Below are 23,132 nucleotides of genomic sequence, written 5' to 3' on the forward strand. Positions count from 1 at the left end.
TGAACACCACCACTCGCAATGCGTATTTCGGGAAAATGTTGTGGTTATTACTACATTTTTCCTTGAGTGATGCCTTGAAAAAAGGTATTTGTAGCTTAACTTGATAAAAGAACAAACATCATGCCTTCGATAACCGTAGAACCCTGCACCTTTGCCCTGTTTGGCGCCTTGGGTGATCTGGCGCTGCGCAAGTTATTTCCTGCCCTCTATCAACTCGATGGCGCGGGGCTGCTGCACGACGACACGCGCATCCTGGCCCTGGCCCGTGAAGCCGGTTCCGAGCAACAACACCTGGCCCATATCGAGCAAGCACTGCGCAAATACGTCGGCAAGGAACTGGACGAAGCCATCGCCCAGCGTTTCCTCGCGCGCCTGACTTACGTTCACGTCGACTTCATGAAGGCTGATGATTACGTGGCCCTGGCTGAAATCGCCGGCACAGAGCAGCGTCTGATCGCCTATTTCGCCACGCCTGCAGCAGTCTACGGCGCGATCTGCGAGAACCTGTCCAAGGTCGGCCTGGCGGAAAACACCCGCGTCGTGCTGGAAAAGCCGATCGGTTCGGACCTGGAGTCCTCGCGCAAGGTCAATGACGCCGTTGCGCAGTATTTTCCGGAAAACCGCACCTACCGCATCGACCACTATCTGGGCAAGGAAACCGTCCAGAACCTGATCGCGCTGCGTTTCGCCAACAGTCTGTTCGAAACCCAGTGGAACCAGAATTACATTTCCCACGTGGAAATTACCGTGGCCGAGCAGGTCGGTATCGAGGGTCGTTGGGGCTACTTCGACAAGGCCGGCCAACTGCGCGACATGATCCAGAACCACCTGTTGCAACTGCTCTGCCTGATCGCCATGGACCCGCCGGCCGACCTGTCCGCAGACAGCATCCGCGACGAGAAGGTCAAGGTGCTCAAGGCCCTGGCGCCAATCAGCCCGGACGGGCTAACCACCCAAGTGGTGCGCGGCCAGTACATTGCCGGCTACAGCGCCGGCAAGCCAGTGCCGGGTTACCTGGAAGAAGAGAACTCCAACACCCAGAGCGACACTGAAACCTTCGTCGCCCTGCGCGCCGATATCCGCAACTGGCGTTGGGCCGGCGTGCCGTTCTACCTGCGCACCGGCAAGCGCATGCCGCAGAAGTTGTCGCAGATTGTCATCCACTTCAAGGAACCGTCCCACTACATTTTCGCCCCCGAGCAGCGCTTGCAGATCAGCAACAAGCTGATCATCCGCCTGCAACCGGACGAAGGTATTTCCTTGCGCGTGATGACCAAGGAGCAGGGCCTGGACAAGGGCATGCAACTGCGCAGCGGCCCACTGCAACTGAATTTTTCCGACACCTACCGCAGCGCACGGATTCCCGATGCTTATGAGCGGTTGTTGCTTGAAGTGATGCGCGGCAATCAGAACCTGTTTGTTCGCAAAGATGAAATCGAAGCCGCGTGGAAGTGGTGTGACCAGTTGATCGCCGGGTGGAAAAAATCCGGTGATGCGCCCAAGCCGTACGCGGCGGGTTCCTGGGGGCCGATGAGCTCGATTGCCCTGATCACGCGGGATGGGAGGTCGTGGTATGGCGATATCTGAATTGAAACTGCCTCAGGGTGTCAGCGCCCATGAGTACCGTACGCCGGCCTTGTTGGCGGACGGCCTGGCCAATGACGTGGCCGAACAACTGCGCGCGGCTATCAGTGCCCGTGGCGAAGCGACCCTGGTCGTCTCCGGCGGGCGTAGCCCCGTGGCGTTTTTCCAGAACCTGGCCAAGCAAGGCCTGGACTGGTCCAAGGTCACGGTCACGCTGGCCGATGAGCGTTGGGTGCCGGTTGAGCACGCCGACAGCAATGCCGGCCTGTTGAAGCAACACCTGCTGCAGGGCCCGGCGGCCAAGGCCAGGTTCCTCAGCCTGTACAGCGCCGCAGCTAATCTTGAAGACGCTGCCGAGCAGGCTGATCGCCTGCTGGGCGAGTTGCCAGCCATCGATGTGCTGGTGCTCGGGATGGGCGATGACGGCCACACCGCATCGCTGTTTCCCAACAGCCCGAACCTGATTGAAGCCTTGCAGGCCGACGGTACCCGCCGTTGCTGGCCGATGCTGGCGCCGACCGTGCCACATCAGCGCTTGACCATGAGTCGCGCCCTGCTGGCCACTGCCCATTACACCGTCCTGTCGATTTCCGGCAGTTCGAAGTTGACCACCTTGAGCGCCGCGCTGGCCAGTGACGATGTCTCTGCCATGCCGATTCGCGCGTTTTTGCAACCTACATTAGAGATTTACTGGTGCCCATGAGCCAAGGATCAGCCGCTATGAAAAGCCCTCAACCGACCGTGTCCATGGCGGATAAAGTTGCCCTGATCGACAGCCTCTGCGCGAAGGCGCGGATCCTGCCGGTGATCACCATTGCCCGCGAACAGGACATCCTGCCGCTGGCCGATGCCTTGGCAGCCGGCGGTTTGACCGCATTGGAAGTGACCCTGCGTTCCGAGTTCGGCCTCAAGGCCATTCAGGTATTGCGCGAGCAACGCCCTGAACTGTGCACCGGTGCCGGCACTGTGCTGGATCGCCACATGCTCGAAGCGGCCGAAGTGGCGGGCTCGCAATTCATCGTCACCCCCGGCATTACCCGCGACCTGCTGGAAGCTTCGGTGCACAGCCCGATTCCGCTGCTGCCGGGCATCAGTAATGCGTCGGGCATCATGGAAGGCTATGGCCTGGGCTATCGCCGCTTCAAGCTGTTCCCAGCCGAAGTCAGCGGTGGCGTTGCTGCCATCAAGGCCCTCGGTGGCCCGTTTGGCGAAGTGAAATTCTGCCCGACTGGCGGCGTTAGCCCGGCCAATATCAAAAGCTACATGGCGTTGAAAAACGTGATGTGCGTGGGTGGCAGCTGGATGCTCGATCCTGAGTGGATCAAGAACGGCGACTGGGCTCGTATCCAGGAAGTCACCGCCGAAGCGCTAGCACTGTTGGATTGATCTGATTTATCGAATCGTTGTTGCTGTGCTTAACGGCATTTTTGCGGTGCACTTGGTCGGTGTGCCGCTTTTTTTTGCCTGCATAAAACCTCAAGAACATTGATGTTCAGATGCAGGAGCTGGCAAGCCAGCTCCTGCATTTTTAATCTGCGTTCAGTTGGGTAATTGCTTGGACCAACACATTGATATCTGCCGATGAAGTCAGCAACCCCGGCGTCACCCGGATACAGGTGCCAAATGCTGCGCCGGTGCGGGTAGTGGTAAACAAGTCATAGTCCTTGAGCAGCCTATCCACCATCACCTGCTGATCCCGCCCGACAAACTTGAACGCCGTAATCCCGCAATACAGCCTCGGATCATCCGGGGTCAGCACTTCAATCCCCGGCAACGCCCGCACCTGGCTTACCCACCGATCCCGCAGGTAGTTCACCCGCGCACCCTTGGCCGCCGAGCCACCCAATTCCCGGTGCTCTTCAAACACTAACGGCAAGGTCATCAGCGCTGGAAAGTTCGGCGTGCTGTAGGACGTGCGCGCGCGTACGTCGGTAGCCGGGTAGTGAAACTCGCCCATGTCCGTGTCGATATCGCCCAGGCGCTCCGGGGCGATGTACAGAAAGCCCACTGTCAACGGCGCGCCGATCCATTTGTGCAAGTTGAAGCCGGCAAACTGAATGCCCAATTCGGCGAGGTTGAACTCGATCTGGCCCAGAGCGTGGGCGCCATCCAGGATCACATCGATTTCATGCTCGCGCGCCGCCTGGGCAATCGCTGCAACGGGCATGACCAGCCCGGTGCGGTGGGTAACGTGGGTCAGCGCCATCATTTTGAGGCGTGGGTACTTAACGAACGCTTCGCGATAAGTGTGCACCAAGCTGTCGAAACTGGCCGGGTGCGTGTGGGACAGTTCGATCACCTCCACGCCGCGATAGCCTGCCAGCCAGCGCATGGCGCCTTTCACGGTGTCGTACTCCAGGTCACTGATGAGCACTTGATCGCCCGGTTGCAGGCGGTTGTAGTTGCGGATCAGCGATTGCAGGGCTTCAGTGGCGTTACGGGTAAAGGCCACTGACGCTGGGTCGACATCCATTAGCCCGGCCAACTGCCGACGAATCTCGACGTTTTCGCCTGTTTCGAACGTCTGACGCACATAGAGCGAGTTGCTGCGGTTGATAAACGCAACGTGTTCCAGGTACTGCGTTTGCACCGCTTGGCTCATGTGGCCGAAGTAGCCGTTTTCCAGATTGATCGGGCCGGGTTCCAGGGCATAGCGCTGGGCGATGGCCAGCCAGTGAAGTTCGTTGTCTGCATTGCGTGGCATAGGGCGCTCTTAATGACGAGGGGCGGGTTTACCGTGTTTAGCGCGCAGCGGTTCAAGCAATTCAGACAATCCGTTGCTGTCGATTTCCTGCATCAATGCCAGCAACCCGCCCAATTCGCCGTGAGGGAAGCCTTCACGGGCAAACCAGTTCAGATAGGGGCCTGGCAGGTCGGCGATGATCCGTCCCTTGTATTTGCCGAAGGGCATTTCGCGGGTGATCAGTAGTTCGAGTTTTTCGGGGTTCATGGGCGCTTCGTGAAGGTCAGTCGTAGCAGTGGAAAATACAGGCATTCTGCATGAAGGCCAAATGACAGATCATGCAAAAAACGCAAATACAGAAGGTTCAAGAATTTTTAAGCTATTGATTTATAAGGATAAATATTTTTTAAAGAAGCTGGCACGGACGCTGCAATTCTTATTGCAACCTTCTAACCTGCCAAAGGAATTGAAAAATGACTGACATCAATAAAGAATCCATCTCCGTACTCAACGACCTGATCGAGACCAGCATTGACGGTCAGAAAGGTTTCAAAGAGTGCGCTGAAGACATCAAGCACCCAGAACTCAAAGCACTGTTCGCCAAACGTTCCACTGATTGCGCGACAGCTGCAGCTGAACTGAAAACCGCCGTACGTGCCCTGGGTGGCGATCCGGAAGATTCCGGCAGTGTTTCTGGCGCCCTGCACCGCGGCTGGGTCGATGTTAAATCGATGGTGACTGGTAAAGATGAAGAAGCTGTGCTGAATGAGGCCGAGCGCGGTGAAGACCACGCACTGAAGGCTTATCGTGAAGCGATTGAGAAGATCAACAACCACAACCTGCTGGGTATTCGTGATCTGGTTGAGCGTCAGTACCACGGCGTACAACGCAACCACGACCAGGTAAAAGCCCTGCGTAACCAGGCTCGCGCTCAGTCGTAAGCTTCGCGCTGTAAATGCTGTAAACAATGTGGGAGCGGGCTTGCTCGCGAATGCGGTTTTTCAGTCTCATCTCTATTGACTGAACTATCGCTTTCGCGGGCAAGCCCGCTCCCACATTTGTAGTGCGTGAATCTTAAGATCTGGGTCAGCCGATGCTGATTGGCGGCAGCTCGGTCAAAGTAACAACCTGCTGTTTACGCGGCGCCAAAATCTCCGCCTCACCGTCCACCACCAATTCATCACGCTGGTTGAACACACGGGTGGCAATCCGCACACGAAACTTCGGCAACTTCTCGAGAATTTCCAGGCGCACGGTCAGGGTGTCGCCGATCTTCACTGGCTTCTGGAAGCTCATCTGCTGGCCAATGTAGATCGTGCCCGGCCCAGGCAACTCGCAAGCAACCGCCGCGCTGATCAGGGCGCCGCTGAACATGCCATGGGCGATACGCTCCTTGAACATGGTGGCCTTGGCGTATTCGGCGTCCAGGTGCACCGGGTTGTGGTCACCGGACATGGCGGCGAACAGCTGGATATCGCGCTCTTCCACCCGCTTGCTGTAGCTGGCGGTCTGGCCGACTTCGAGGGCTTCGTACGGGGTGTTGGTTACCTGGGTCATCTAAAGGTGCATCCTGTGGCTAATCGGTAATTTAATTGGCTGATTTTAAAAGGCTAATTTTCACAAAGAGGTTATTCGCAGCGAGTCGGCCTGCGTAATGTCAGGGCCTGGTCGAGCCACGCCAGCACATCCGCTGTAACGTGATCACGGTTGGTTTCATTGAACACTTCATGGCGCGCCTGCGGGTAGATATTCAGGTGCAGGTGCTGGCAGCCGGCTTCACGCAACGCATGGGCCAGGCTTTTGAGACGCTTGCCTTCACTCACCGGATCACATTCGCCGCCCATCACCAGGATCGGCAGGCCCGGATCGATCTGCGCGAGATTGGACGCTTTGCTGATTTGCTGCAAGCCGCCGAGCAGGTCGATCCACAGTTGGTTGGTGCAGCGGAACCCACACAGCGGGTCATTGATGTAATTATCAACTTCGGCCGGGTCACGGCTGAGCCAGTCGAAAGCGGTGCGATTGGGTTTGAACGCCTTGTTGAACGATCCAAACGACAGGAATTCGATCAGCGCACTGCGCCCGCGCAAGCCCTGGCGCAAGCGTTCGGCCCGGGCAATCACCCGTGCGGCGCGATACAGCGCCACCGGCTGGAAATTCGAACCGCTGAGAATCACCCCATGCAGGCTGGCGCTATGGTGCAGCAAGTACGCCTGGGCGATATAACTGCCCATGCTGTGGCCCAGCAGAATGATCGGCAGCCCCGGCTGCTGTTGGCCGATATGCTGGTTGAGGCTGGCGAGGTCGCCCACCACTTTGTTCCAGCCGTCCTTTTCGGCGTAGAGGCCCAAGGAGCCTTCATCGGCAGTACGGCCATGGCCCCGCTGGTCCAGCGCATATAAACCGTAGCCGGCGCCGCACAAGGCTTCAGCCAGGCGTGCATAACGACCGCTGTGCTCGGCCATGCCATGGGACAGCATCACCACGGCCTTGGCGCAGCCGTCGGGCATCCATTGGTTGACGTACAGGCGGCTGCGGTCATTCGCGGTCAGCCAGAAGGTGCTGTGGTTCATGGCGGTTCCTTTGCTCACGTTCTGCTCAAGGTCTGCGTTGCAGTGTATAGCTCATCCCACGGAAGCGTCTGATCAGTGCGGGCACGTGTAGGAAGATTCACGCAATCAATGAAGCGCCGTCCTGTATTTGCCTGTTTGGCCATAGCTGCTAACGTCCCCAAAGCTCCGCTTTTTATCGCTGTACACTTTTGCAGCAGCAGCGGCCGGACACACTCAGGTAAGAGGACAAGAATAATGCAACCTGATTTCTGGAATGACAAACGCGCGGCGGGCGTTCCCAATGACATCGACCTGGGGGCCTACAAGTCGGTGATCGAAGTCTTCGAGCGCTCGTGCAAGACTTTTGCCGACCGTCCGGCATTCAGCAACATGGGCATCACCCTGACCTACGCCGAGCTTGAACGCCAGAGCGCGGCGTTTGCCGGCTACCTGCAACAGCACACCGACCTCAAGCCGGGCGAGCGTATCGCGGTACAAATGCCCAACGTGCTGCATTACCCGATTGCCGTGTTCGGCGCACTGCGCGCCGGGCTGATCGTGGTCAACACCAACCCGCTGTACACCCCGCGCGAGATGCGTCACCAGTTCAAGGACGCTGGCGTGCGGGCGCTGGTCTACCTCAACCTGTTCGGTTCGCGGGTGCAGGAAGTGTGCAGCGACACCGAGATCGACTACCTGATCGAAGCCAAGATGGGCGACTTCATGCCCGCCGCCAAGGGCTGGCTGGTCAATACCTTGGTTGATAAGGTCAAGAAGATGGTCCCAGCCTACAGTCTGCCGCGCGCCGTCTCCTTCAAGCGGGCGTTGCGCATGGGCTCGGGCCTGGGTCTTACCCGTCACCCGATGACCCTGGACGACATCGCCGTGCTGCAATACACCGGCGGCACCACCGGCCTGGCCAAGGGCGCGATGCTCACCCACGGCAACCTGGTGGCCAACATGCAACAGGTGCACGCCTGCATGTCTCAGACCGGCGAGGACGGCCACCCGCTGATCAAGGAAGGGCAGGAGGTGATGATCGCGCCGCTGCCGCTGTACCACATCTATGCATTCACCGCGAATTGCATGTGCATGATGGTCTCCGGCAACCATAACGTGCTGATCACGAACCCACGGGACATCGGCGGCTTTATCAAAGAGCTGAAGAAGTGGCGGTTTACTGGGTTGTTGGGGCTAAACACGCTGTTTGTCGCGTTGATGGACCACCCGGACTTCAAGACCCTGGATTTCTCCCACCTCAAGCTCACCAACTCCGGCGGCACTGCGTTGATCAAGGCCACAGCTGAGCGTTGGGAGCAAATCACCGGTTGTGCGATTGGTGAGGGCTATGGCCTGACAGAAACCTCCCCGGTGGCCAGCACCAACCCGTACGGCAACAAATCCCGGCTGGGCACCGTGGGCATTCCGGTGCCGGCCACGGCGATGAAGGTGATTGATGATCAGGGCGTCGAGCTGCCGTTGGGCGAGCGCGGCGAGCTGTGCATCAAAGGCCCGCAGGTGATGAAGGGCTACTGGCAGCAACCGGCCGCCACCGCCGAGGCCCTGGACGCCGAGGGGTGGCTGAAGACCGGTGACATCGCGGTGATCGATGACGATGGCTTCGTGCGCATCGTCGACCGCAAGAAAGACCTGATCATCGTCTCGGGCTTCAACGTGTACCCCAACGAAATCGAAGACGTGGTAATGGCCCACCCGGCCGTGGCCAACTGCGCGGTGATTGGCGTGCCGGATGAACGCACCGGGGAGGCGGTGAAGCTGTTTGTGGTGGCGCGCGCGGAGGGTGTGAGCCTTGAGGAGTTGAAGGCGTACTGCAAGACCAACTTCACGGGGTACAAAGTGCCTAAGCATATTGTGTTGCGCGAATCGTTGCCGATGACGCCGGTGGGGAAAATTCTGCGGCGTGAGCTGCGCGACATCGCCTGATTTGAAACGGGGTAAAAGATGCGGGAGCGGGCTTGCTCGCGAATGCGCTGGATCAGTCACCAAATGTATCGACTGAACCACTGCATTCGCGAGCAAGCCCGCTCCCACATTCTTATTTGTCGCTCTGTAGCGCGCATTCCAGAGCCGTTTTCTAGCTTATAGAATCTTTGCTCTAAAAATGACCACTGGCTATTCTTGAGTCATGTTTATGACCGTAGGGCCCTCGTTTGGCTCTAGGCGGCCCTTGGCAAAGCTGCTACTCTCGGCGCGCTTTGTGACGTCTCGGCCTGCTTTAAAGCGCCAGATTCACCTAAAAAACACACACCAATAATAATCGCATCAAATGCGATGATGAATTCGCGTCGCTGAGGAGTGGGCTTCCATGAACGAAGACTTTTGGAAGGATAAGTACCCCGCCGGGATTGCTGCAGAAATCAATCCAGACGAGTATCCGAATATTCAGGCGGTACTGAAGCAGTCCTGCCAGCGCTTCGCCAACAAACCGGCTTTCAGCAACCTGGGCAAGACAATCACCTACGGTGAATTGTACGAACTGTCCGGCGCCTTCGCCGCCTACCTGCAACAGCATACCGACTTGAAGCCCGGCGATCGAATCGCCGTGCAACTGCCCAACGTCCTGCAATATCCGGTCGCGGTGTTCGGCGCCATCCGTGCCGGCCTGATCGTGGTCAACACCAACCCGCTGTACACCGCGCGGGAAATGGAACACCAATTCAACGACTCCGGTGCCAAGGCCCTGATCTGCCTGGCCAACATGGCGCACCTGGCGGAAAAGGTCGTGCCCAAGACCGCCGTCAAGCATGTGATCGTCACCGAAGTCGCCGACCTGTTGCCGCCGCTCAAGCGTCTGCTGATCAACAGCGTCATCAAGTACGTTAAGAAAATGGTCCCGGCTTACCACTTGCCACAGGCGATCAAATTCAACGACGTACTCGCCAAGGGCCATGGCCAGGCGGTCAACGAAGTCAGCCCGGCCAGCAGTGATGTGGCCGTGCTGCAATACACCGGCGGTACCACCGGCGTGGCCAAGGGCGCGATGCTCACCCACCGCAACCTGGTCGCCAACATGCTGCAATGCAAGGCGCTGATGGGCTCCAACCTCAACGAAGGCTGCGAGATCCTCATCACGCCGCTGCCGCTTTACCACATCTATGCGTTCACCTTCCATTGCATGGCGATGATGCTGATCGGTAACCACAACATCCTGATCAGCAACCCGCGTGACTTGCCGGCGATGGTCAAGGAACTGTCGAAGTGGAAGTTCAGCGGCTTTGTCGGCCTTAACACCCTGTTCGTGGCGCTGTGCAACAACGAGGCGTTCCGCAAGCTGGACTTCTCTGCGCTGAAAGTCACCTTGTCGGGCGGTATGGCCCTGCAACTGGCGGCAGCCGAGCGTTGGAAGGCCGTGACCGGCTGTGGCATCTGCGAAGGTTACGGCATGACCGAAACCAGCCCGGTGGCGACGGTGAACCCGATCCAGCATATCCAGCTCGGTACCATCGGGATTCCGGTGCCGTCTACTGTGTGTAAAGTCATTTCCGACGACGGCACCGAGCTGGCGCTGGGCGAAACCGGCGAGCTGTGCGTCAAGGGCCCGCAAGTCATGAAGGGTTACTGGCAGCGCCAGGACGCCACCGACGAGATGCTCGACAGCGAAGGTTGGCTGAAGACCGGCGACATCGCGATCATCCAGCCCGACGGCTACATGCGCATTGTCGACCGCAAGAAGGACATGATCCTGGTCTCGGGCTTCAACGTGTACCCCAACGAGCTCGAAGACGTACTGGCGGGCCTGCCGGGCGTGCTGCAGTGCGCAGCCATCGGCGTGCCGGACGAGAAGTCCGGGGAGCACATCAAGCTGTTTATCGTGGTCAAGCCGGGCGCAACCCTGACCAAGGAGCAGGTGATGGAGCATATGCGCGCCAACGTCACCGCCTACAAAGTGCCCAAGGCGGTGGAGTTCCGTGATGCGTTGCCGACCACCAACGTGGGCAAGATCCTGCGGCGTGAATTGCGCGATGAAGAGTTGAAGAAGCTAGGTCTGAAAAAGTAACCCATAAAAAACCCCGCAAATGCGGGGTTTTTATTGGGCTATCGCAGGCAAGCCTGCTCCACATTTTTAATCCGGTGTTTACAGGGCGAACGGGGCGAAGCTCACGCCTGCACCCGCCGGGCGCACGTCCTTCAAGAACGAATCCTTATCCGCACTCAGCTCCAGGGTGATCTCCGGGCTACGCTTGCCCGCATTACGCACCACCAGGCCTTCGACCTTCTCACGCAAAAACACCGTCGGCACCTTCAGGTGCAGCAACTGGTCAGTCTCGGCGTTGTGCATCAACAAGTGAATCCACTCGTACTGGCCCACGGCGATACGGCCCAGCGGCAGGTCGAACCACCAGATGTTGCGTTTCTGGTCCAGTTCGGTGAAGTGGCAGTTGTTGACGCCGAGTACGGCACCGCCCAGTTCAGTGTTTCTGCGGGCGATAGCCTGTGCTTTATTGAGTTTCATAACCTTCCTACGGGATCTGTTATTCAGCGTTGTAGCCTGAATGTGCCGGGCATTCTCGTGGGTTGGCCACAAAACATAAAGCCCAACCTGCGACTGGCGATGAAATGCACAGGCAAAAATAATTGAAACTCTGCCAAATCGCCTCGGGTCAATCTTTACGTGATGACCAAAAACCATCGATTGTTCCAGGAGAAATACCATGAGCAGCACATCGGATAAGGTAAAAGGTGTAACGAACGAAGTGGCCGGCAACGTGAAGCAAGGTGTCGGTAAAGTGACTGGCGACGAAAAACTGCGCGCTGAAGGTGTGGTACAGGAAAAGAAAGGCGAAGTGCAGAAAGCGGTCGGCGATACCAAAGACGCTGTGAAAAAAGCGACCCAGTAATTTCGAATCGCGGGCTGGTTTTACGCAGCCCGACGGCCATCCACGGATGGCCGTTTTTGTATCCCTCGTTGCAACTAAACTTTCGAAATTGTTTCAAAGTCGCCAAATGGGCTACTTTGATGTAGAAAACGGCCCCTGAGTCGCCCACGAACTCAACCTTTTGCGGCGAAAGGAGACGCTATGCTTTTTCCGGTATTACAAGGCCTCAAACTGCACAAAGTGCTGGTGCGCACCGTCACGGAATTCGTCGATGACGAGATGCCCACCTACGCCTCGGCGCTGGCCTACCAGATGCTGTTCTCGCTGTTTCCCTTTCTGCTGTTCCTGATCGCGCTGATCGGTTTCCTGCACCTGCCGGATTTCTTCTCCTGGCTGCGCCTGCAGTCGGAGCTGGTGTTGCCGCCCCAGGCGCTGGAGCAGGTCAACCCGGTCATCGACCAGTTGCAGCAATCCAAGGGTGGCCTGCTGTCCGTGGGTATCGTGATCGCGCTGTGGACGGCTTCGGCCGGCGTGCGCCTGATGATGAGTGCGATGAACGCCGCCTACGACGTGGTTGAAGGCCGGCCGATCTGGAAGCGTTTCCCGCTGTCGATTCTCTATACCATCGGTATTGCCGGCATGCTGTTGGCCGCCGCCGCGCTGATGGTGCTTGGCCCGCAGGTGATGGAGTGGATCGCCGCGCAGATCGGCATGCAGGAATTCGTGGTCACCCTGTGGACCATCCTGCGCTGGCCGCTGATCGTGATCCTGCTGATGTTCTCCGTGGCCCTCATGTACTACGTGATGCCCGACGTCGAGCAGGAATTCCGTTTTATCACGCCAGGCTCGGTGCTGGCGGTGGTGGTGTGGATCGTCGCGTCCCTGGGGTTTGGCTATTACGTCAAAACCTTTGCCGACTACAACGCCATGTATGGCAGTATCGGCGCAATTATCGTGCTGCTCCTGTACTTCTATATTTCCGCCGCGGTGCTGCTGCTGGGTGCGGAGATGAATGCAGTGATCGAACACATGTCCGCCGAAGGTAAGGAACCGGGTGAAAAAGAGTTTGATGCGCCGGCTCATACCACTGAAAAACAGCACGTCTCAGGCCTCGGCCGGGACCATTCCAAGCCCACCCCTGACGAAGTCTGATCGATGATCCGTGAAATCCTGAAAATGGGCGACGAGCGCCTGCTGCGTATCGCGCCGCCGGTTCCGCCGGAAATGTTCGACAGCCCCGAGCTGTGGCAATTGATCGATGACATGTTCCAGACCATGGAACATGTGGGCGGCGTCGGCCTGGCCGCACCGCAGATTGGTGTCGACCTGCAATTGGTGATCTTTGGTTTCGAGTCCAGCGAACGCTACCCGGACGCGCCGCCGGTGCCGCAGACCATCCTGATCAACCCGCTGATCACACCACTGAGCCCAGTGCTGGAGGAGGGCTACGAAGGTTGCCTGTCTGTGCCGGGCCTGCGTGGCGCGGTGAGCCGTTACCAGCAGATTCGCTACGAGGGCTTCGATCCGAAGGGTGAGCCTATCGTGCGTTTTGCCGATGGTTTTCATGCGCGGGTGGTGCAGCATGAGTGCGATCACTTGATCGGCCGGTTGTACCCGTCACGAGTTACGGATTTCAGTAAGTTCGGGTTTATTGACGTGATGTTCCCGGAGCTCGAGCCCACTGCTGACGAATAGCTTTCAGATCCAATGAGGTCCAAATGTGGGAGCGAGCAAGCCCGCTTCCACATTGAGCCCGCGTTCTGCTCAGGTTATTTAGCAGGCTTTACGAACCGCAACGTCCTCCCATCCTTTTTCTTCAGGTTTTCTTCGGATGTGTGCGCGTAAGCACTGCTGCTTGCGGCCTGCACGGCGGCGATGGATGCCGATAGCCGTCGAGGGCCCTTTGGCCGGGTCGCGCCAACTGCCGGCGAGCACGCTCTGGTATTGCTTGGCGCTGATCGGTGCCTCGGCCGCCTGGCTCAAGACCGGGGCGAGCAGGGCGGTGAGGGAGAGAACTGCAAGCGTCGTGTTCATGATCATCCTGTAAGCGCCACTGTGCCGCCGAGGCTAGCATGGCGCTCGCAGGCGCTGATCACACATTATCCGGGGTCGACGTCACCAAACGATCCAAGCCCATCGCGATCATGGGTTTGTTGCGTTTGTAGCGCACCAACCGCTCGCTAAGCGATTGCGGCAGCAGCGTGTCCTGTGTGAATCCCATGCGCTGGTATAGCCCTTCCAGATCCGGATGACACAACAACCAAACGGTTCCCTCGCAAGCAGCCACCGCCGTAAGAATCAATCGCGCCGCCAACCCCTGGCCGCGATACGCGGGTGCCACACACACACCGCTCAACCACTGCCCACCCACCACCGGCGTGAGGCACAGCCCCGCGACGATCTCACCCTCCCGGGCCACCCACAAACGCCCGCCCTTGAGCGCCTTCATCGGCGAATTATGGCTGCGGTAAAACTTGTTCAGCAGCGGCCACAACGGCTCTGCCAGCGGTTCGATGTGTAATTCGGGCATGGTGTTCAGGCAGCGTTATCAAGGGCTGGGGATTATAAGCGCCTTCTACGTCGCAATAGGTGGTATACCCAGTGCTACATCCCCTGTTCAGTGGAGCACGCATCATGGCCAAAGGTATGGATTCAAAGAAAGCCGCGAAGAAAAAACCGGCAAAGACCGCCGATGAAAAACGCGCTGACAAGAAAGCCAAGAAAACCGAGACAGGTCTGTTCGGTCACTGAGACCCGTTTTTGAATGAACTCAGCTTTCGGGGGATTCGGCGGCCAGCGAGGCAATCACTGCTGGCCGCTCACCCACCCGCTGCTGAAATGCCGCCAGCGCCGGCCACTCGCTCAGATCAATCGCGTGAAAGGCCGCCCAGCGCAGCACCACGAACAGGTACGCATCCGCTACTGAGAACTGCGAACCCAGCAAGTAATCCTGGCGTTCCAGCGTCTGCACCAGCACCGCAAAACGCTTGAACAGCGTCGCCTGGAACATGGCCCGCACCTCGCCCTGAATCGCATCATTGAAGAACACCGCCGACCCACCATGCACTTCGGTGGCGATAAAATTCAGCCATTCCTGCAAACGCACACGCTCCCAGCGGCCATTGGCCGGCGCTAGATTTGCTGTGGGTTTCAGGTCAGCCAGATACTGCAGGATCGCGCTGGCTTCGGTCAGCACCTGGCCGTTGTCCAGTTTCAGCGCTGCAACGTAGCCCTTGGGGTTGATCTGCAGGAAGTCTTCGCCGTCGGCGGTGGTCTTGGCCTGGTTATCGACCCGCACCAGGTCGAACGGCAACGCCAGTTCGCGCAGCACGATATGCGGTGCGAGGGAGCAGGCGTGGGGGAAGAAATACAGTTTCATCTTGAACAGCTCCGTTGAATTTGCGCCAGTCTCGCGGGCATGGCACCGTGCGTAAAATTAAACCTTCAGACTCCTGCCATAAGGACAGCGAATGCCATGATGAACCTGATGCACTGGCGCCTGCTGGTGGCCGTGGCCGATCACGGCAGCATCACTGCCGCCGCCGAGCGCGTCGGTATGACTCAATCCGCCGCCAGCCAGGCCATGGCCGGCATGGAGGCGACCCTGGGCGCGCAGCTGTTTACCCGTGCACCACGCAAGACCTCGCCCACCGCACTGGGCTTGAGTGTGATCGAACAGGCGCGGGTGATGCTCAAAGCCTTGCAGACCATTCGCAGCACCGTGGATGAAGCCCGCCCAATGCTGCGTGGGACGATTCGCATCGCCAGTTTTCCCATGGTGCTGGCCAGGTTCCTGACGCCGTTGTTGCAGCGCTTTGCCCAGCTTTATCCGGGGATCGAGGTGACCACCCTGGATGTCACCGACAACGAAGTGCTCACCTTGCTCGACGCGGAGTTGATCGACTTGGGTGTAGTGCTCAACCCCAAGCCCGAGCGCAATGCCACGGTATTGGGCCGGGACTTCTGGATGGTCGTACTACCGGTGGCCCATGCGCTGGCGCAACGTCCGGCCGATGCCAGTGTGTCGCTTGAGGAATTACTTGAGCAGCCGTTCGTGCTTGCCACCGGTGGGTGTACCGCGAATGCGCGCAGCCTGGGCGCCGCAGCGGGGCTGACGCTGCGCGATATCCGCGTGGAAGTGCGCGAATGGAACAGCGCGTTCAGCCTGGTGCGCGAGGGCGTGGGCGTTACGCTGGTGCCGGAAATGGCTCTGCCGGCCCAGCGCAAAGGCTTGCGCGTGATGCCGCTGACGGTGCCGCTGCACCGTGAGTTTGCCTTGGTCGGCTCGCCCACCCGTGACCCTTCAGCCGCTGCCCGCGCTTTATTAGAAATGCTGGCTGATTAGTGGCCTTGCATAGTGCCTAGCCCTGTCTATGCTCACCCATAACCGTTGATGACGCTTGGCAGATAAAGCGATTTGGATGGTTATTCCCCATGAAGGTGTACCAGCACTACCCAACATATGAATGGAACGCGCCTTCCGTGCGCCGGGAATCCAGGGTGATCTGACCATGTTCAACCGCCATCACAAATCCGACCTGCTTGAAATCCAACGCTTTTCCTGCGCACTTACCGAAACCAACGCCAAACTCGCGGCCATCAGCCGCTCCATGGCCATGATCGAGTTCGACGCCAGTGGCGTGATCCTCGACGCCAACGACAACTTCTGCAAAACCATGGGCTACAGCGCCGAGGAGATTCGCGGCAAGCATCACCGCCTCTTTTGCGACGACGCCTACACCCACACCTACGGTTACGCCAAGCTATGGCGCGACTTGGCGCGGGGCGAGGCGCTGAGTGGCACCTTCATGCGCTTGAACAAGCACGGCCAGGAGGTGTGGCTGGAAGCCAGCTACATGCCGGTGCTGGACAAGGACAATCAGGTGCAGAGCGTGATCAAAGTCGCGTCGGATATTTCTGCGCGGGTTCACCACGAACATGAAAACCAGAGCCTGATCGACGCCATAGGCCGTTCCATGGCAGTCATCGAGTTCACGCCTCAGGGCCAGATTCTCAATGCCAACGAAAACTTCCTGAAGACCGTGCAGTATTCCCTGGATGAAATCGTCGGCCAGCACCACAGCATGTTCTGCCACCGCAACGAAGTGGAGTCGCCGGCCTACACTGCATTCTGGGCTTCCCTCAATCGCGGTGAATACCATTCACACCGCTTCGAGCGCAAAAACAAATACGGCAAGACCCTGTTCCTGGAAGCCTCCTACAACCCGATCTTCGACCCCAATGGCCGCTTGTACAAAGTGGTGAAGTTCGCGAGCGACATTACCGACCAGGTCACCACCCTGCGCACCGCTGCCGACTCGGCCCACGCCACCTCGGTGCAAAACGATGCCTGCGCGCGCAAGGGCTCGGAGGTGGTGCAGCAAACCGTGCAGATCATCGAACAGATTTCCCACGACTTGAACCAGGCCGCCGAGAGCATTGATGCGGTCAACAAGCAGTCGGACATCATCGGCGCCATCGTCCAGACCATCAGCGGCATTGCCGAGCAAACCAATATGCTCGCGCTGAACGCTGCAATTGAAGCAGCGCGGGCCGGTGAGCAAGGGCGCGGCTTTGCAGTGGTGGCCGACGAAGTGCGCAGCCTCGCGGCGCGCACCAGCCAAGCGACGGTGGAGATAGTGGGTGTGGTGCGCAAGAACCACGACCTGTCGCTGAGCGCGGTGTCGAGCATGCAATCGAGCTTGAGCCGCACGGGGCTCGGGGTGGAGCTGGCAAATGAAGCGGGGCAGGTGATCCTGGAGATTCAGGAAGGGTCACGGCATGTGGTGGATGCGATCGGGCTGTTCAACTCGACCCTAAAACTTCAGTAACACTGAGCAGGCTTGTAGTAATGAGCGGGCTGTGCGACGACTCGACAAGCCCGCTCATTACAGGTCGAACAAGATTAGATCGCGGCCAAGGTTTCTTTCACGGTTTGCGCCTGAGGCTCAACCGTCTTCGCCGCTACCTGCTGCTCTTGTTGCTGCTTCAAACGGTCAGCCACTTGCTTTGAAATAGCGTCCTGCTTTTCCTGCGACAAGTTCTGCACATCCGCCTCGGTCAAACCCTGTTCCTTGAGCAATTGCTCACGGATACGCTCGGCCGGCGTCTTGCTCATGTAGTCGGTAAAATCCGCCCGCGCGCCGGAGGTAGCGCTGGTCGCCGGCACATCGGAGGCCGAAGCGGAGGCCTGCAGTTGCACGCGGGTCTTGGCGAAGGCTTCGTCGATACGGTCGGTAGCCTTGTCCAGTTCCTTTTGCGCGGCCGGCATGGTCACGCTTTGCTGCGTCGCCTGCAGGGCACCGCTGTACAGCGCGCTGGCAGCGGCGTTGGCAGGGTCCATATCAGGCCGTTTGATCTGTTGAACGGTCGACATGGCTTGTGTGTTGTTGTTAACCAGCATGATCGGTCACCTGTGGAGTGTTCGGTGCCACAGCTGGAGCAAATAGCGTGCCGGGTGCGAAGCGCCCGGTTTTATTGGGGATGATGTCGCCGCCGCGGCAAGTAGTGTCCCACAGGCGGCCAACCGTTGCCGTCAATGGGCGATATTTTCCAATGCCAAGTTACGCGTACGCGGCCCGAACCAACTGATGGTGATCATCACGATCAACATGCTGCTGGCAATAAACGCCAACACCCCAGGCGTGCCCAGGTGTTCAAGGATAAAACCGATCAACAGGCTGCTGAACACCGTGGACAAACGGCTGAACGAATAATAGAACCCCACCGCCCGCGCGCGGATGTTGGTGGGGAACAGCTCGCTCTGGTACGAGTGATAGCTGAAGCTCAGCCAGGCATTGCAGAACGTGATCATCACCCCGCAGATCACCAGCCCCACCGCCGTGGTTTGCAGCGCGAACAGGCTGCCGAAGATCACCGCGCCCATGGCTGAGCCGACGATCTGCCATTTGTTTTCAAAGCGGTTGGCCACTTTCACAAACAGCAACGGCCCCAGCGGGTAGGCGAGTGTGATGATAAAGGCGTAGAGCAAGCTGTGGGTCACGCTGACGCCCTGGCCCGAAAGCAGCGCCGGCAACCAATTGCCAAAGCCGAAAAAGCCGATGGCCTGAAACACATGAAACACAATCAGCATCAACGCGCGGCGACGGTACGGCGGTTGCCAGATGTCGGCAAAACGGCCACTGCCCTGCACGCTGACGGCCTGCGGCTCGGGTTCGTCCAGCGGTTTGCCGTGATCTTTCTGACAGCGCGCCTCCAGGTTATCCAGGATCGCACCGGCTTCTTCGAAGCGGCCCTTTTGCGCAAGCCAACGCGGTGACTCCGGCAGGCGTTTGCGCAGTTGCCAGATAAACAACGCAAACACCGCGCTCGACAGTACCACCCAGCGCCAGCCGGACACGCCGAACGGCGCTTGCGGCACCAGCCACCACGACATCAATGCCACGGCCGGCACTGACAGAAATTGGATAAAGAATGCGAAGGCAAACGCCGAGCTGCGCATGCGCTTGGGCACCAGTTCCGAGAGGTAGGCGTCGATGGTCACCAGCTCAATGCCCAGGCCAATCCCCACCAGAAAACGCATGCAGATGATGCCCACGGCGGAGGTCTGGATACCCATCAACACGGTGGCGACGGTGTACCAGATCAACGCAAAGGTGAAGATCGCCCGCCGACCATAGCGGTCGGCGATGGGGCTGAGCAGGCTGGCGCCGAGGAACAGGCCAAGGAAGGTTACCGAGGCGAACGCGGCTTGGTCGGAGAAGCCGAATACGCCCGCGCTGCCGGTATGGAAAATCCCGTCGCTGATCAAGCCGGGGCTGATATAGGCGGTCTGGAACAGGTCATACAGCTCGAAAAAGCCGCCAATCGACAGCAGTGCCACCAGGCGCGAGACCGTCGCAACGGCGGGCAGGCGGTCGATGCGCGCGCTGATATGGGCTGCACGGAGGGGGTCGATGCCGTCGGCGGCAGAGGCGGTGAGTGTGGACATGGGAGGAGATTCCAGGGGCAGTGACCTGGAATCTTAGCGGGCTAACGGAAATCGGTGCTTGTGAAGTTGTGCATGTTTGGCTGCACATTCACCGATTTATTGCGCCAAAACTTCATATTTCAAGGTTTTATGGCGCAGAGCCTCCGTAGGCTATGGGTATTTCGAACGTCTGGAAGGCGTCGTCCACCGGTTGGTAACCCAGCACGCGTGTGGTTTCGCTCAGGTCCAAGCGCTTGAAGCGGTTATTGGATATGCCATGGGCGATCAGGTGCTTCACGCCTTCAGCCTCCACCGAACGCTGCAGCAACTGCACCGCATCACGCGGGCTGAGCCAGGCGCTGAGGTCGCGGGCGTTGTTCAGGTCGTGGGTTTCGGGGAATTCAAAGGCGCCGATGCGCAGGGCGATCGTCGAAAGTGGCGTTTTGGCTGCGTAGTAACCACACAGCGCTTCGCCATAGCATTTGCTCACGCCATACAGGTTGGCGGGCATGACCTGCATGCCAGGCGTGATCTGGCGGTCTACCGGGTAGCCTTCGATGGTCTGGGCGCTGCTGGCGAACACCAGGCGTTTTACCCCGGCGGCCACGGCGGCTTCGAACAGGTAGGTGGTGGCGAGGATATTGTTGGGCAGCAATTCGTCGAATGAGGCGCTGGCGTGCGGAATACCTGACAGGTGCACGATAACCTCGATGCCGTCGAGCAGGGCGACCAGGCTGGATGGGTCGCTGAGGTCGGCGTGCACAAAACGGTGCTCGGCCAGGTCGAAATTCGGCGCGATACGGTCCGTGAGGGTGAAACGGTAGCGGTCTTTCGAGGCTTCGAAAAACGTCTTGCCGATTCTGCCGCAGGCGCCAGTGAGCAGTACGTTGAGGCCTTTCACGGTGGAGTCCTTCTTTTAGTTATGGCCGTCAAGGGCGAAAGCCTGGAACCCTTGGTGCTGGCCCAGTCGCTGATAGTACGCGGCAATGGCCGGGTAGGGCGGGCGCTCCATAGGCGTCATCTGCCAGCGGTGCACCGACAGCCCGATCAGGATGTCGGCGAGGGTGAATTCATCACCGGCCACGTAAGCGTTTGTGCGAACGAGCTGTTGTTCCAGAATGCCCATCTTGTCGTTCCAGACCTGCACAGCAGCGGCGATCTGCGCGGCGTCCAGACCATCCGGGTTGTTGCGCACCAAGGCCGTGAACGCATCGCCCCAGGCGCGGTTGAGTTCGATGGCTTGCCAGTCTATCCATTGCTCGATCCGGGCCCGCGGCGCAGGTTCGGCGGGCAGCAGGTCATGCCGTTGGTAGAGGTTCACGAGGTAGCGGCAGATGGTGTTGGACTCCCACAGCACGCCGTGGTCGTCGATCAGCACGGGGATTTGGGCGTTGGGGTTCAAGGCGAGGAATTCAGCGGACTGGGTGGGCTTGAAGCCGATGCCCCAGTCTTCGCGCTGGTAGTCGATGCCCAGTTCCTGGCAGGTCCATAGCACTTTGCGCACGTTGATGGAGGACGTGCGGCCGAGGATTTTCAGTGAGTGTCCCATGGTGCTTCCCTTGCGATGGAGAGCAGCCAATCTAGCAGGGGCAGGAAGCTACGGCGATATTTCAACGCGGGCACGGTAAAAAATGTGGGAGCTGGCAAGCCAGCTCCCACATTGGAGGGTGTGCTGCATTACAGGTCAGGTACTCTCCCGCACCTGCAATTCAAACCCCATATCCACCACCGGCTTGGCGATCTTGTTACCCGCCATGATCGTCAGCAAATGCTCCGCCGAACGCCGGCCAATCGCTTCACGCGGCGTGCTGATGCTGCTCAGGCGCGGCACCATATAGGACGAGGCGGGCAGGTCGTTGAAACCCAGCACCGCGACGCGCTCCGGCACCTTGATGCCATGGCGCATGGCTTCCAGCAGCGCGCCTTGGGCCAGGTCGTCGTTGCCAAAGAAGATCGCATCCACATCCGGATGGGCGGCCAACAGCTGCAAAAACAGCTCGCCACCCAAGCCGACCGAAGAGGGCCGCGGTGTCAGCAATTCCAGCGCCGGGTCATACAGGCCGGCCTGTTGCAGCGCCCCGCGGAAACCTTCGCCACGCAGCAAGGTGCGTTGGTCCAGTTGCGCGCCGATATACGCCAATCGTTTGTACCCACGGGACAGCAAATGCGCTGCCGCCGTTTCACCCGCCGCCAGCTGCGAGAAACCCACGCAGTTCACGCCGGCATTCGGGTCCAGGTCCATCATGTACACGCAGGGCACGTTGCTGGCCTCGACCATCCGTCGGGCGCTTTCGGTGCGATCGAACCCGGTGAGTAGCAATCCACGTGGCTGGTAGGCCATGTAGTTGCGCAGCAGGTTTTCTTCTTCATCACGCGAATAGTGGAAGTTACCGATCAACACTTCAAAGCCCTTGGGCCGCAGCACTTGGTGAATGGCTTCAAGGGTTTCGATGAACAGCAGGTTGGACAGCGACGGCACCAACACCACCACCGAATGGCTCTGCGCCGAGGCCAGGGCACGGGCGGCGGGGTTGACCACGTAGTTGAGTTCGGCGGCGGCCTGCTGCACTTTTTCCACCAGCTCGGTGGCGACGGTGCTGATGCCACGCAGGGCGCGCGACGCGGTAATCGGGCTGACGCCGGCCAGGCGGGCGACCTCGTTAAGGGTCGGGCGACCCGTGGTGCGCAATTTTTTATCGTTCTTAGAGGTCATCAGGCGGCTTGCCAAACAAAAATCGAGGCACTAAGGTAGCGCTGTCTCCAAACGGCTGCAAATGCTTGAACGTTGGGTTGCCTGATCCCGTTCGAATGATTGGAGCGGATGCACGCGTCACTCCATAAAAAAAGACAAGACGGCGCGGGAAAAGCCTGTTTTTGCACTAGCCTTACAGCGTGCAAAGGTAGCGCTATCTGCGTCCTGAGGTGTTTCATGAGTCAACCTGTTACCGCCCTGGTTATCATGGGTGTTGCCGGCTGTGGCAAGACCAGCGTCAGCGAGGCCCTGTGCCGGCTGAACGGCGCCACCGCCATTGAAGGCGACAGCTTTCACCCCGCCGCGAATATCGAAAAGATGAGCGCCGGCCACCCCCTCGACGACGACGACCGCGCCGGCTGGCTCGACATCCTGTGCGAGGAACTGCGCCGTTCGCTCAAGGCCGGCGAACACCCGGTGCTCACCTGCTCCTCACTCAAGAAAAAATACCGCGACCACCTGCGCGAAGCCGCGCCGGGCCTGGGGTTTGTCTTTTTGGAGCTGACCCGCGAAGTGGCCGCCGACCGCGTGTCCCATCGCCCCGGCCATTTCATGCCGGCCAGCCTGATCGACAGCCAGTTCGCTACCCTCGAATCGCCGATAGGCGAACCGCTGACCCTGGCCCTCAACGCCAGCGAAGACAGCATCGAGGAACTGGCCGAGCAGACCAACACCTGGTGGCTGCAACACGGCTTTGAACCAACCCGATAATTTTTTGCCGGAAAGATAGCGCTATCCCCGGCGAAAGATTCAACACCCGCTTTAATAACAACAACAAACAGGAGAGACCCCC

At 59.1% G+C, this 23,132-nt stretch carries 23 protein-coding genes and 3 pseudogenes; 13 read left to right on the forward strand and 13 right to left on the reverse strand.

All coding sequences use genetic code 11. The features are described from left to right. The first annotated feature begins 120 nt into the window (after positions 1 to 120). The 3 genes from zwf to AACY08_RS15315 are packed head-to-tail and all read left to right on the forward strand — an operon-like array spanning position 121 to position 2,970. Positions 121 to 1,587: a glucose-6-phosphate dehydrogenase gene (zwf, locus tag AACY08_RS15305; RefSeq protein ID WP_065873547.1), complete on the forward strand. Its 1,467-nt coding sequence runs from the start codon at positions 121 to 123 to the stop codon at positions 1,585 to 1,587. Further along, complete coding sequence (gene pgl, locus AACY08_RS15310) at positions 1,574 to 2,287, forward strand: 6-phosphogluconolactonase (protein WP_339470169.1); 714 nt, start codon at positions 1,574 to 1,576, stop codon at positions 2,285 to 2,287. Before zwf ends, pgl begins: the two co-directional genes overlap by 14 nt. A gap of 17 nt (positions 2,288 to 2,304) precedes the next feature. Continuing rightward, complete coding sequence (locus AACY08_RS15315) at positions 2,305 to 2,970, forward strand: bifunctional 4-hydroxy-2-oxoglutarate aldolase/2-dehydro-3-deoxy-phosphogluconate aldolase (protein WP_065873545.1); 666 nt, start codon at positions 2,305 to 2,307, stop codon at positions 2,968 to 2,970. A gap of 142 nt (positions 2,971 to 3,112) precedes the next feature. On the opposite strand, the gene AACY08_RS15320 is transcribed toward AACY08_RS15315, so the two are convergent. Both AACY08_RS15320 and AACY08_RS15325 read right to left on the reverse strand, forming a co-directional pair. After that, positions 3,113 to 4,288: an aminotransferase class V-fold PLP-dependent enzyme gene (locus tag AACY08_RS15320; protein ID WP_339470170.1), complete on the reverse strand. Its 1,176-nt coding sequence runs from the start codon at positions 4,286 to 4,288 to the stop codon at positions 3,113 to 3,115. 9 nt (positions 4,289 to 4,297) lie between these two features. Then, positions 4,298 to 4,534: a DUF3820 family protein gene (locus AACY08_RS15325; protein ID WP_010208204.1), complete on the reverse strand. Its 237-nt coding sequence runs from the start codon at positions 4,532 to 4,534 to the stop codon at positions 4,298 to 4,300. Between the two features lie 206 nt (positions 4,535 to 4,740). On the opposite strand from AACY08_RS15325, the gene AACY08_RS15330 reads away from it, so the two are divergent. After that, the gene (locus tag AACY08_RS15330; RefSeq protein ID WP_339470171.1) at positions 4,741 to 5,208 is read left to right on the forward strand and encodes a ferritin-like domain-containing protein; all 468 of its coding nucleotides are present in this window, start codon (positions 4,741 to 4,743) and stop codon (positions 5,206 to 5,208) included. A gap of 145 nt (positions 5,209 to 5,353) precedes the next feature. Here the strand turns inward: AACY08_RS15330 and AACY08_RS15335 are convergent, their stop codons facing one another. Both AACY08_RS15335 and AACY08_RS15340 read right to left on the reverse strand, forming a co-directional pair. Next, positions 5,354 to 5,824: a MaoC family dehydratase gene (locus tag AACY08_RS15335; RefSeq protein ID WP_339417104.1), complete on the reverse strand. Its 471-nt coding sequence runs from the start codon at positions 5,822 to 5,824 to the stop codon at positions 5,354 to 5,356. A gap of 71 nt (positions 5,825 to 5,895) precedes the next feature. Next, positions 5,896 to 6,840, reverse strand: a complete 945-nt coding sequence (locus AACY08_RS15340; RefSeq protein ID WP_339470172.1) for an alpha/beta hydrolase — start codon at positions 6,838 to 6,840, stop codon at positions 5,896 to 5,898. Positions 6,841 to 7,074: 234 nt separating this feature from the next. On the opposite strand from AACY08_RS15340, the gene fadD2 reads away from it, so the two are divergent. Both fadD2 and fadD1 read left to right on the forward strand, forming a co-directional pair. Continuing rightward, positions 7,075 to 8,763 (forward strand): long-chain-fatty-acid--CoA ligase FadD2, encoded by a 1,689-nt coding sequence (gene fadD2 / locus AACY08_RS15345; protein WP_339470174.1) that lies wholly within the window; start codon positions 7,075 to 7,077, stop codon positions 8,761 to 8,763. Between the two features lie 382 nt (positions 8,764 to 9,145). After that, entirely contained in the window at positions 9,146 to 10,837 is a 1,692-nt protein-coding gene (gene fadD1 / locus AACY08_RS15350) for a long-chain-fatty-acid--CoA ligase FadD1 (RefSeq protein ID WP_065873541.1), read from the forward strand. Between the two features lie 78 nt (positions 10,838 to 10,915). Here fadD1 and AACY08_RS15355 read toward each other — a convergent pair whose 3' ends face one another. Then, positions 10,916 to 11,293 carry a hypothetical protein gene (locus AACY08_RS15355; protein WP_339417100.1) on the reverse strand — a complete coding sequence of 126 codons (378 nt, stop codon included), beginning with the start codon at positions 11,291 to 11,293 and terminating at the stop codon, positions 10,916 to 10,918. A gap of 199 nt (positions 11,294 to 11,492) precedes the next feature. Here AACY08_RS15355 and AACY08_RS15360 point away from each other — a divergent pair, with 199 nt between their 5' ends. From AACY08_RS15360 to def, 3 genes are all read left to right on the forward strand, one after another. After that, positions 11,493 to 11,678, forward strand: a complete 186-nt coding sequence (locus tag AACY08_RS15360; RefSeq protein WP_339470176.1) for a CsbD family protein — start codon at positions 11,493 to 11,495, stop codon at positions 11,676 to 11,678. 180 nt (positions 11,679 to 11,858) lie between these two features. Next, a complete protein-coding gene (locus AACY08_RS15365) occupies positions 11,859 to 12,809 on the forward strand; it encodes a YihY/virulence factor BrkB family protein (protein ID WP_339470177.1) in 951 nt (316 codons plus the stop codon). Positions 12,810 to 12,812: 3 nt separating this feature from the next. Continuing rightward, positions 12,813 to 13,352: a peptide deformylase gene (gene def, locus AACY08_RS15370; protein ID WP_339470178.1), complete on the forward strand. Its 540-nt coding sequence runs from the start codon at positions 12,813 to 12,815 to the stop codon at positions 13,350 to 13,352. 113 nt (positions 13,353 to 13,465) lie between these two features. Here def and AACY08_RS15375 read toward each other — a convergent pair. From AACY08_RS15375 to gstA, 3 genes and pseudogenes are all read right to left on the reverse strand, one after another. Continuing rightward, positions 13,466 to 13,691: pseudogene (locus AACY08_RS15375) on the reverse strand (methyltransferase); the annotation flags it as partial. Positions 13,692 to 13,749: 58 nt separating this feature from the next. After that, positions 13,750 to 14,187 carry a GNAT family N-acetyltransferase gene (locus AACY08_RS15380; protein ID WP_339470182.1) on the reverse strand — a complete coding sequence of 146 codons (438 nt, stop codon included), beginning with the start codon at positions 14,185 to 14,187 and terminating at the stop codon, positions 13,750 to 13,752. A 240-nt stretch (positions 14,188 to 14,427) separates the two neighbouring features. Then, the gene (gene gstA, locus AACY08_RS15385; RefSeq protein ID WP_339470184.1) at positions 14,428 to 15,036 is read right to left on the reverse strand and encodes a glutathione transferase GstA; all 609 of its coding nucleotides are present in this window, start codon (positions 15,034 to 15,036) and stop codon (positions 14,428 to 14,430) included. Between the two features lie 96 nt (positions 15,037 to 15,132). Here gstA and AACY08_RS15390 point away from each other — a divergent pair, with 96 nt between their 5' ends. The 3 genes and pseudogenes from AACY08_RS15390 to AACY08_RS30490 all read left to right on the forward strand — a co-directional run. Then, a complete protein-coding gene (locus tag AACY08_RS15390) occupies positions 15,133 to 16,002 on the forward strand; it encodes a LysR family transcriptional regulator (protein ID WP_339470186.1) in 870 nt (289 codons plus the stop codon). Between the two features lie 166 nt (positions 16,003 to 16,168). Continuing rightward, positions 16,169 to 16,945 (forward strand): annotated as a pseudogene (locus AACY08_RS30485) (PAS domain-containing protein); the annotation flags it as partial. A gap of 123 nt (positions 16,946 to 17,068) precedes the next feature. Next, a pseudogene (locus AACY08_RS30490) lies at positions 17,069 to 17,488 on the forward strand (methyl-accepting chemotaxis protein); the annotation flags it as partial. 74 nt (positions 17,489 to 17,562) lie between these two features. On the opposite strand, the gene AACY08_RS15400 reads toward AACY08_RS30490, so the two are convergent. The 5 genes from AACY08_RS15400 to AACY08_RS15420 form a co-directional block, all read right to left on the reverse strand. Next, positions 17,563 to 18,060 (reverse strand): hypothetical protein, encoded by a 498-nt coding sequence (locus tag AACY08_RS15400; RefSeq protein WP_339470188.1) that lies wholly within the window; start codon positions 18,058 to 18,060, stop codon positions 17,563 to 17,565. A 132-nt stretch (positions 18,061 to 18,192) separates the two neighbouring features. Further along, positions 18,193 to 19,608, reverse strand: a complete 1,416-nt coding sequence (locus AACY08_RS15405; protein ID WP_339470189.1) for an MFS transporter — start codon at positions 19,606 to 19,608, stop codon at positions 18,193 to 18,195. Between the two features lie 127 nt (positions 19,609 to 19,735). After that, the gene (locus AACY08_RS15410) at positions 19,736 to 20,488 is read right to left on the reverse strand and encodes an NAD-dependent epimerase/dehydratase family protein (RefSeq protein WP_339417086.1); all 753 of its coding nucleotides are present in this window, start codon (positions 20,486 to 20,488) and stop codon (positions 19,736 to 19,738) included. Between the two features lie 15 nt (positions 20,489 to 20,503). After that, entirely contained in the window at positions 20,504 to 21,136 is a 633-nt protein-coding gene (locus AACY08_RS15415; RefSeq protein ID WP_339470190.1) for a glutathione S-transferase family protein, read from the reverse strand. Positions 21,137 to 21,271: 135 nt separating this feature from the next. Next, positions 21,272 to 22,303, reverse strand: coding sequence for a LacI family DNA-binding transcriptional regulator (locus tag AACY08_RS15420; protein WP_339470250.1), 1,032 nt, complete (start codon positions 22,301 to 22,303; stop codon positions 21,272 to 21,274). A gap of 213 nt (positions 22,304 to 22,516) precedes the next feature. On the opposite strand from AACY08_RS15420, the gene AACY08_RS15425 reads away from it, so the two are divergent. After that, positions 22,517 to 23,050 (forward strand): gluconokinase, encoded by a 534-nt coding sequence (locus AACY08_RS15425; protein ID WP_339470192.1) that lies wholly within the window; start codon positions 22,517 to 22,519, stop codon positions 23,048 to 23,050. Positions 23,051 to 23,132 lie beyond the last annotated feature (82 nt).

The sequence above is a fragment of the Pseudomonas sp. EL_65y_Pfl1_R83 genome, assembly GCF_963970695.1.
In the GTDB taxonomy this organism is placed as follows: domain Bacteria; phylum Pseudomonadota; class Gammaproteobacteria; order Pseudomonadales; family Pseudomonadaceae; genus Aquipseudomonas; species Aquipseudomonas tritici.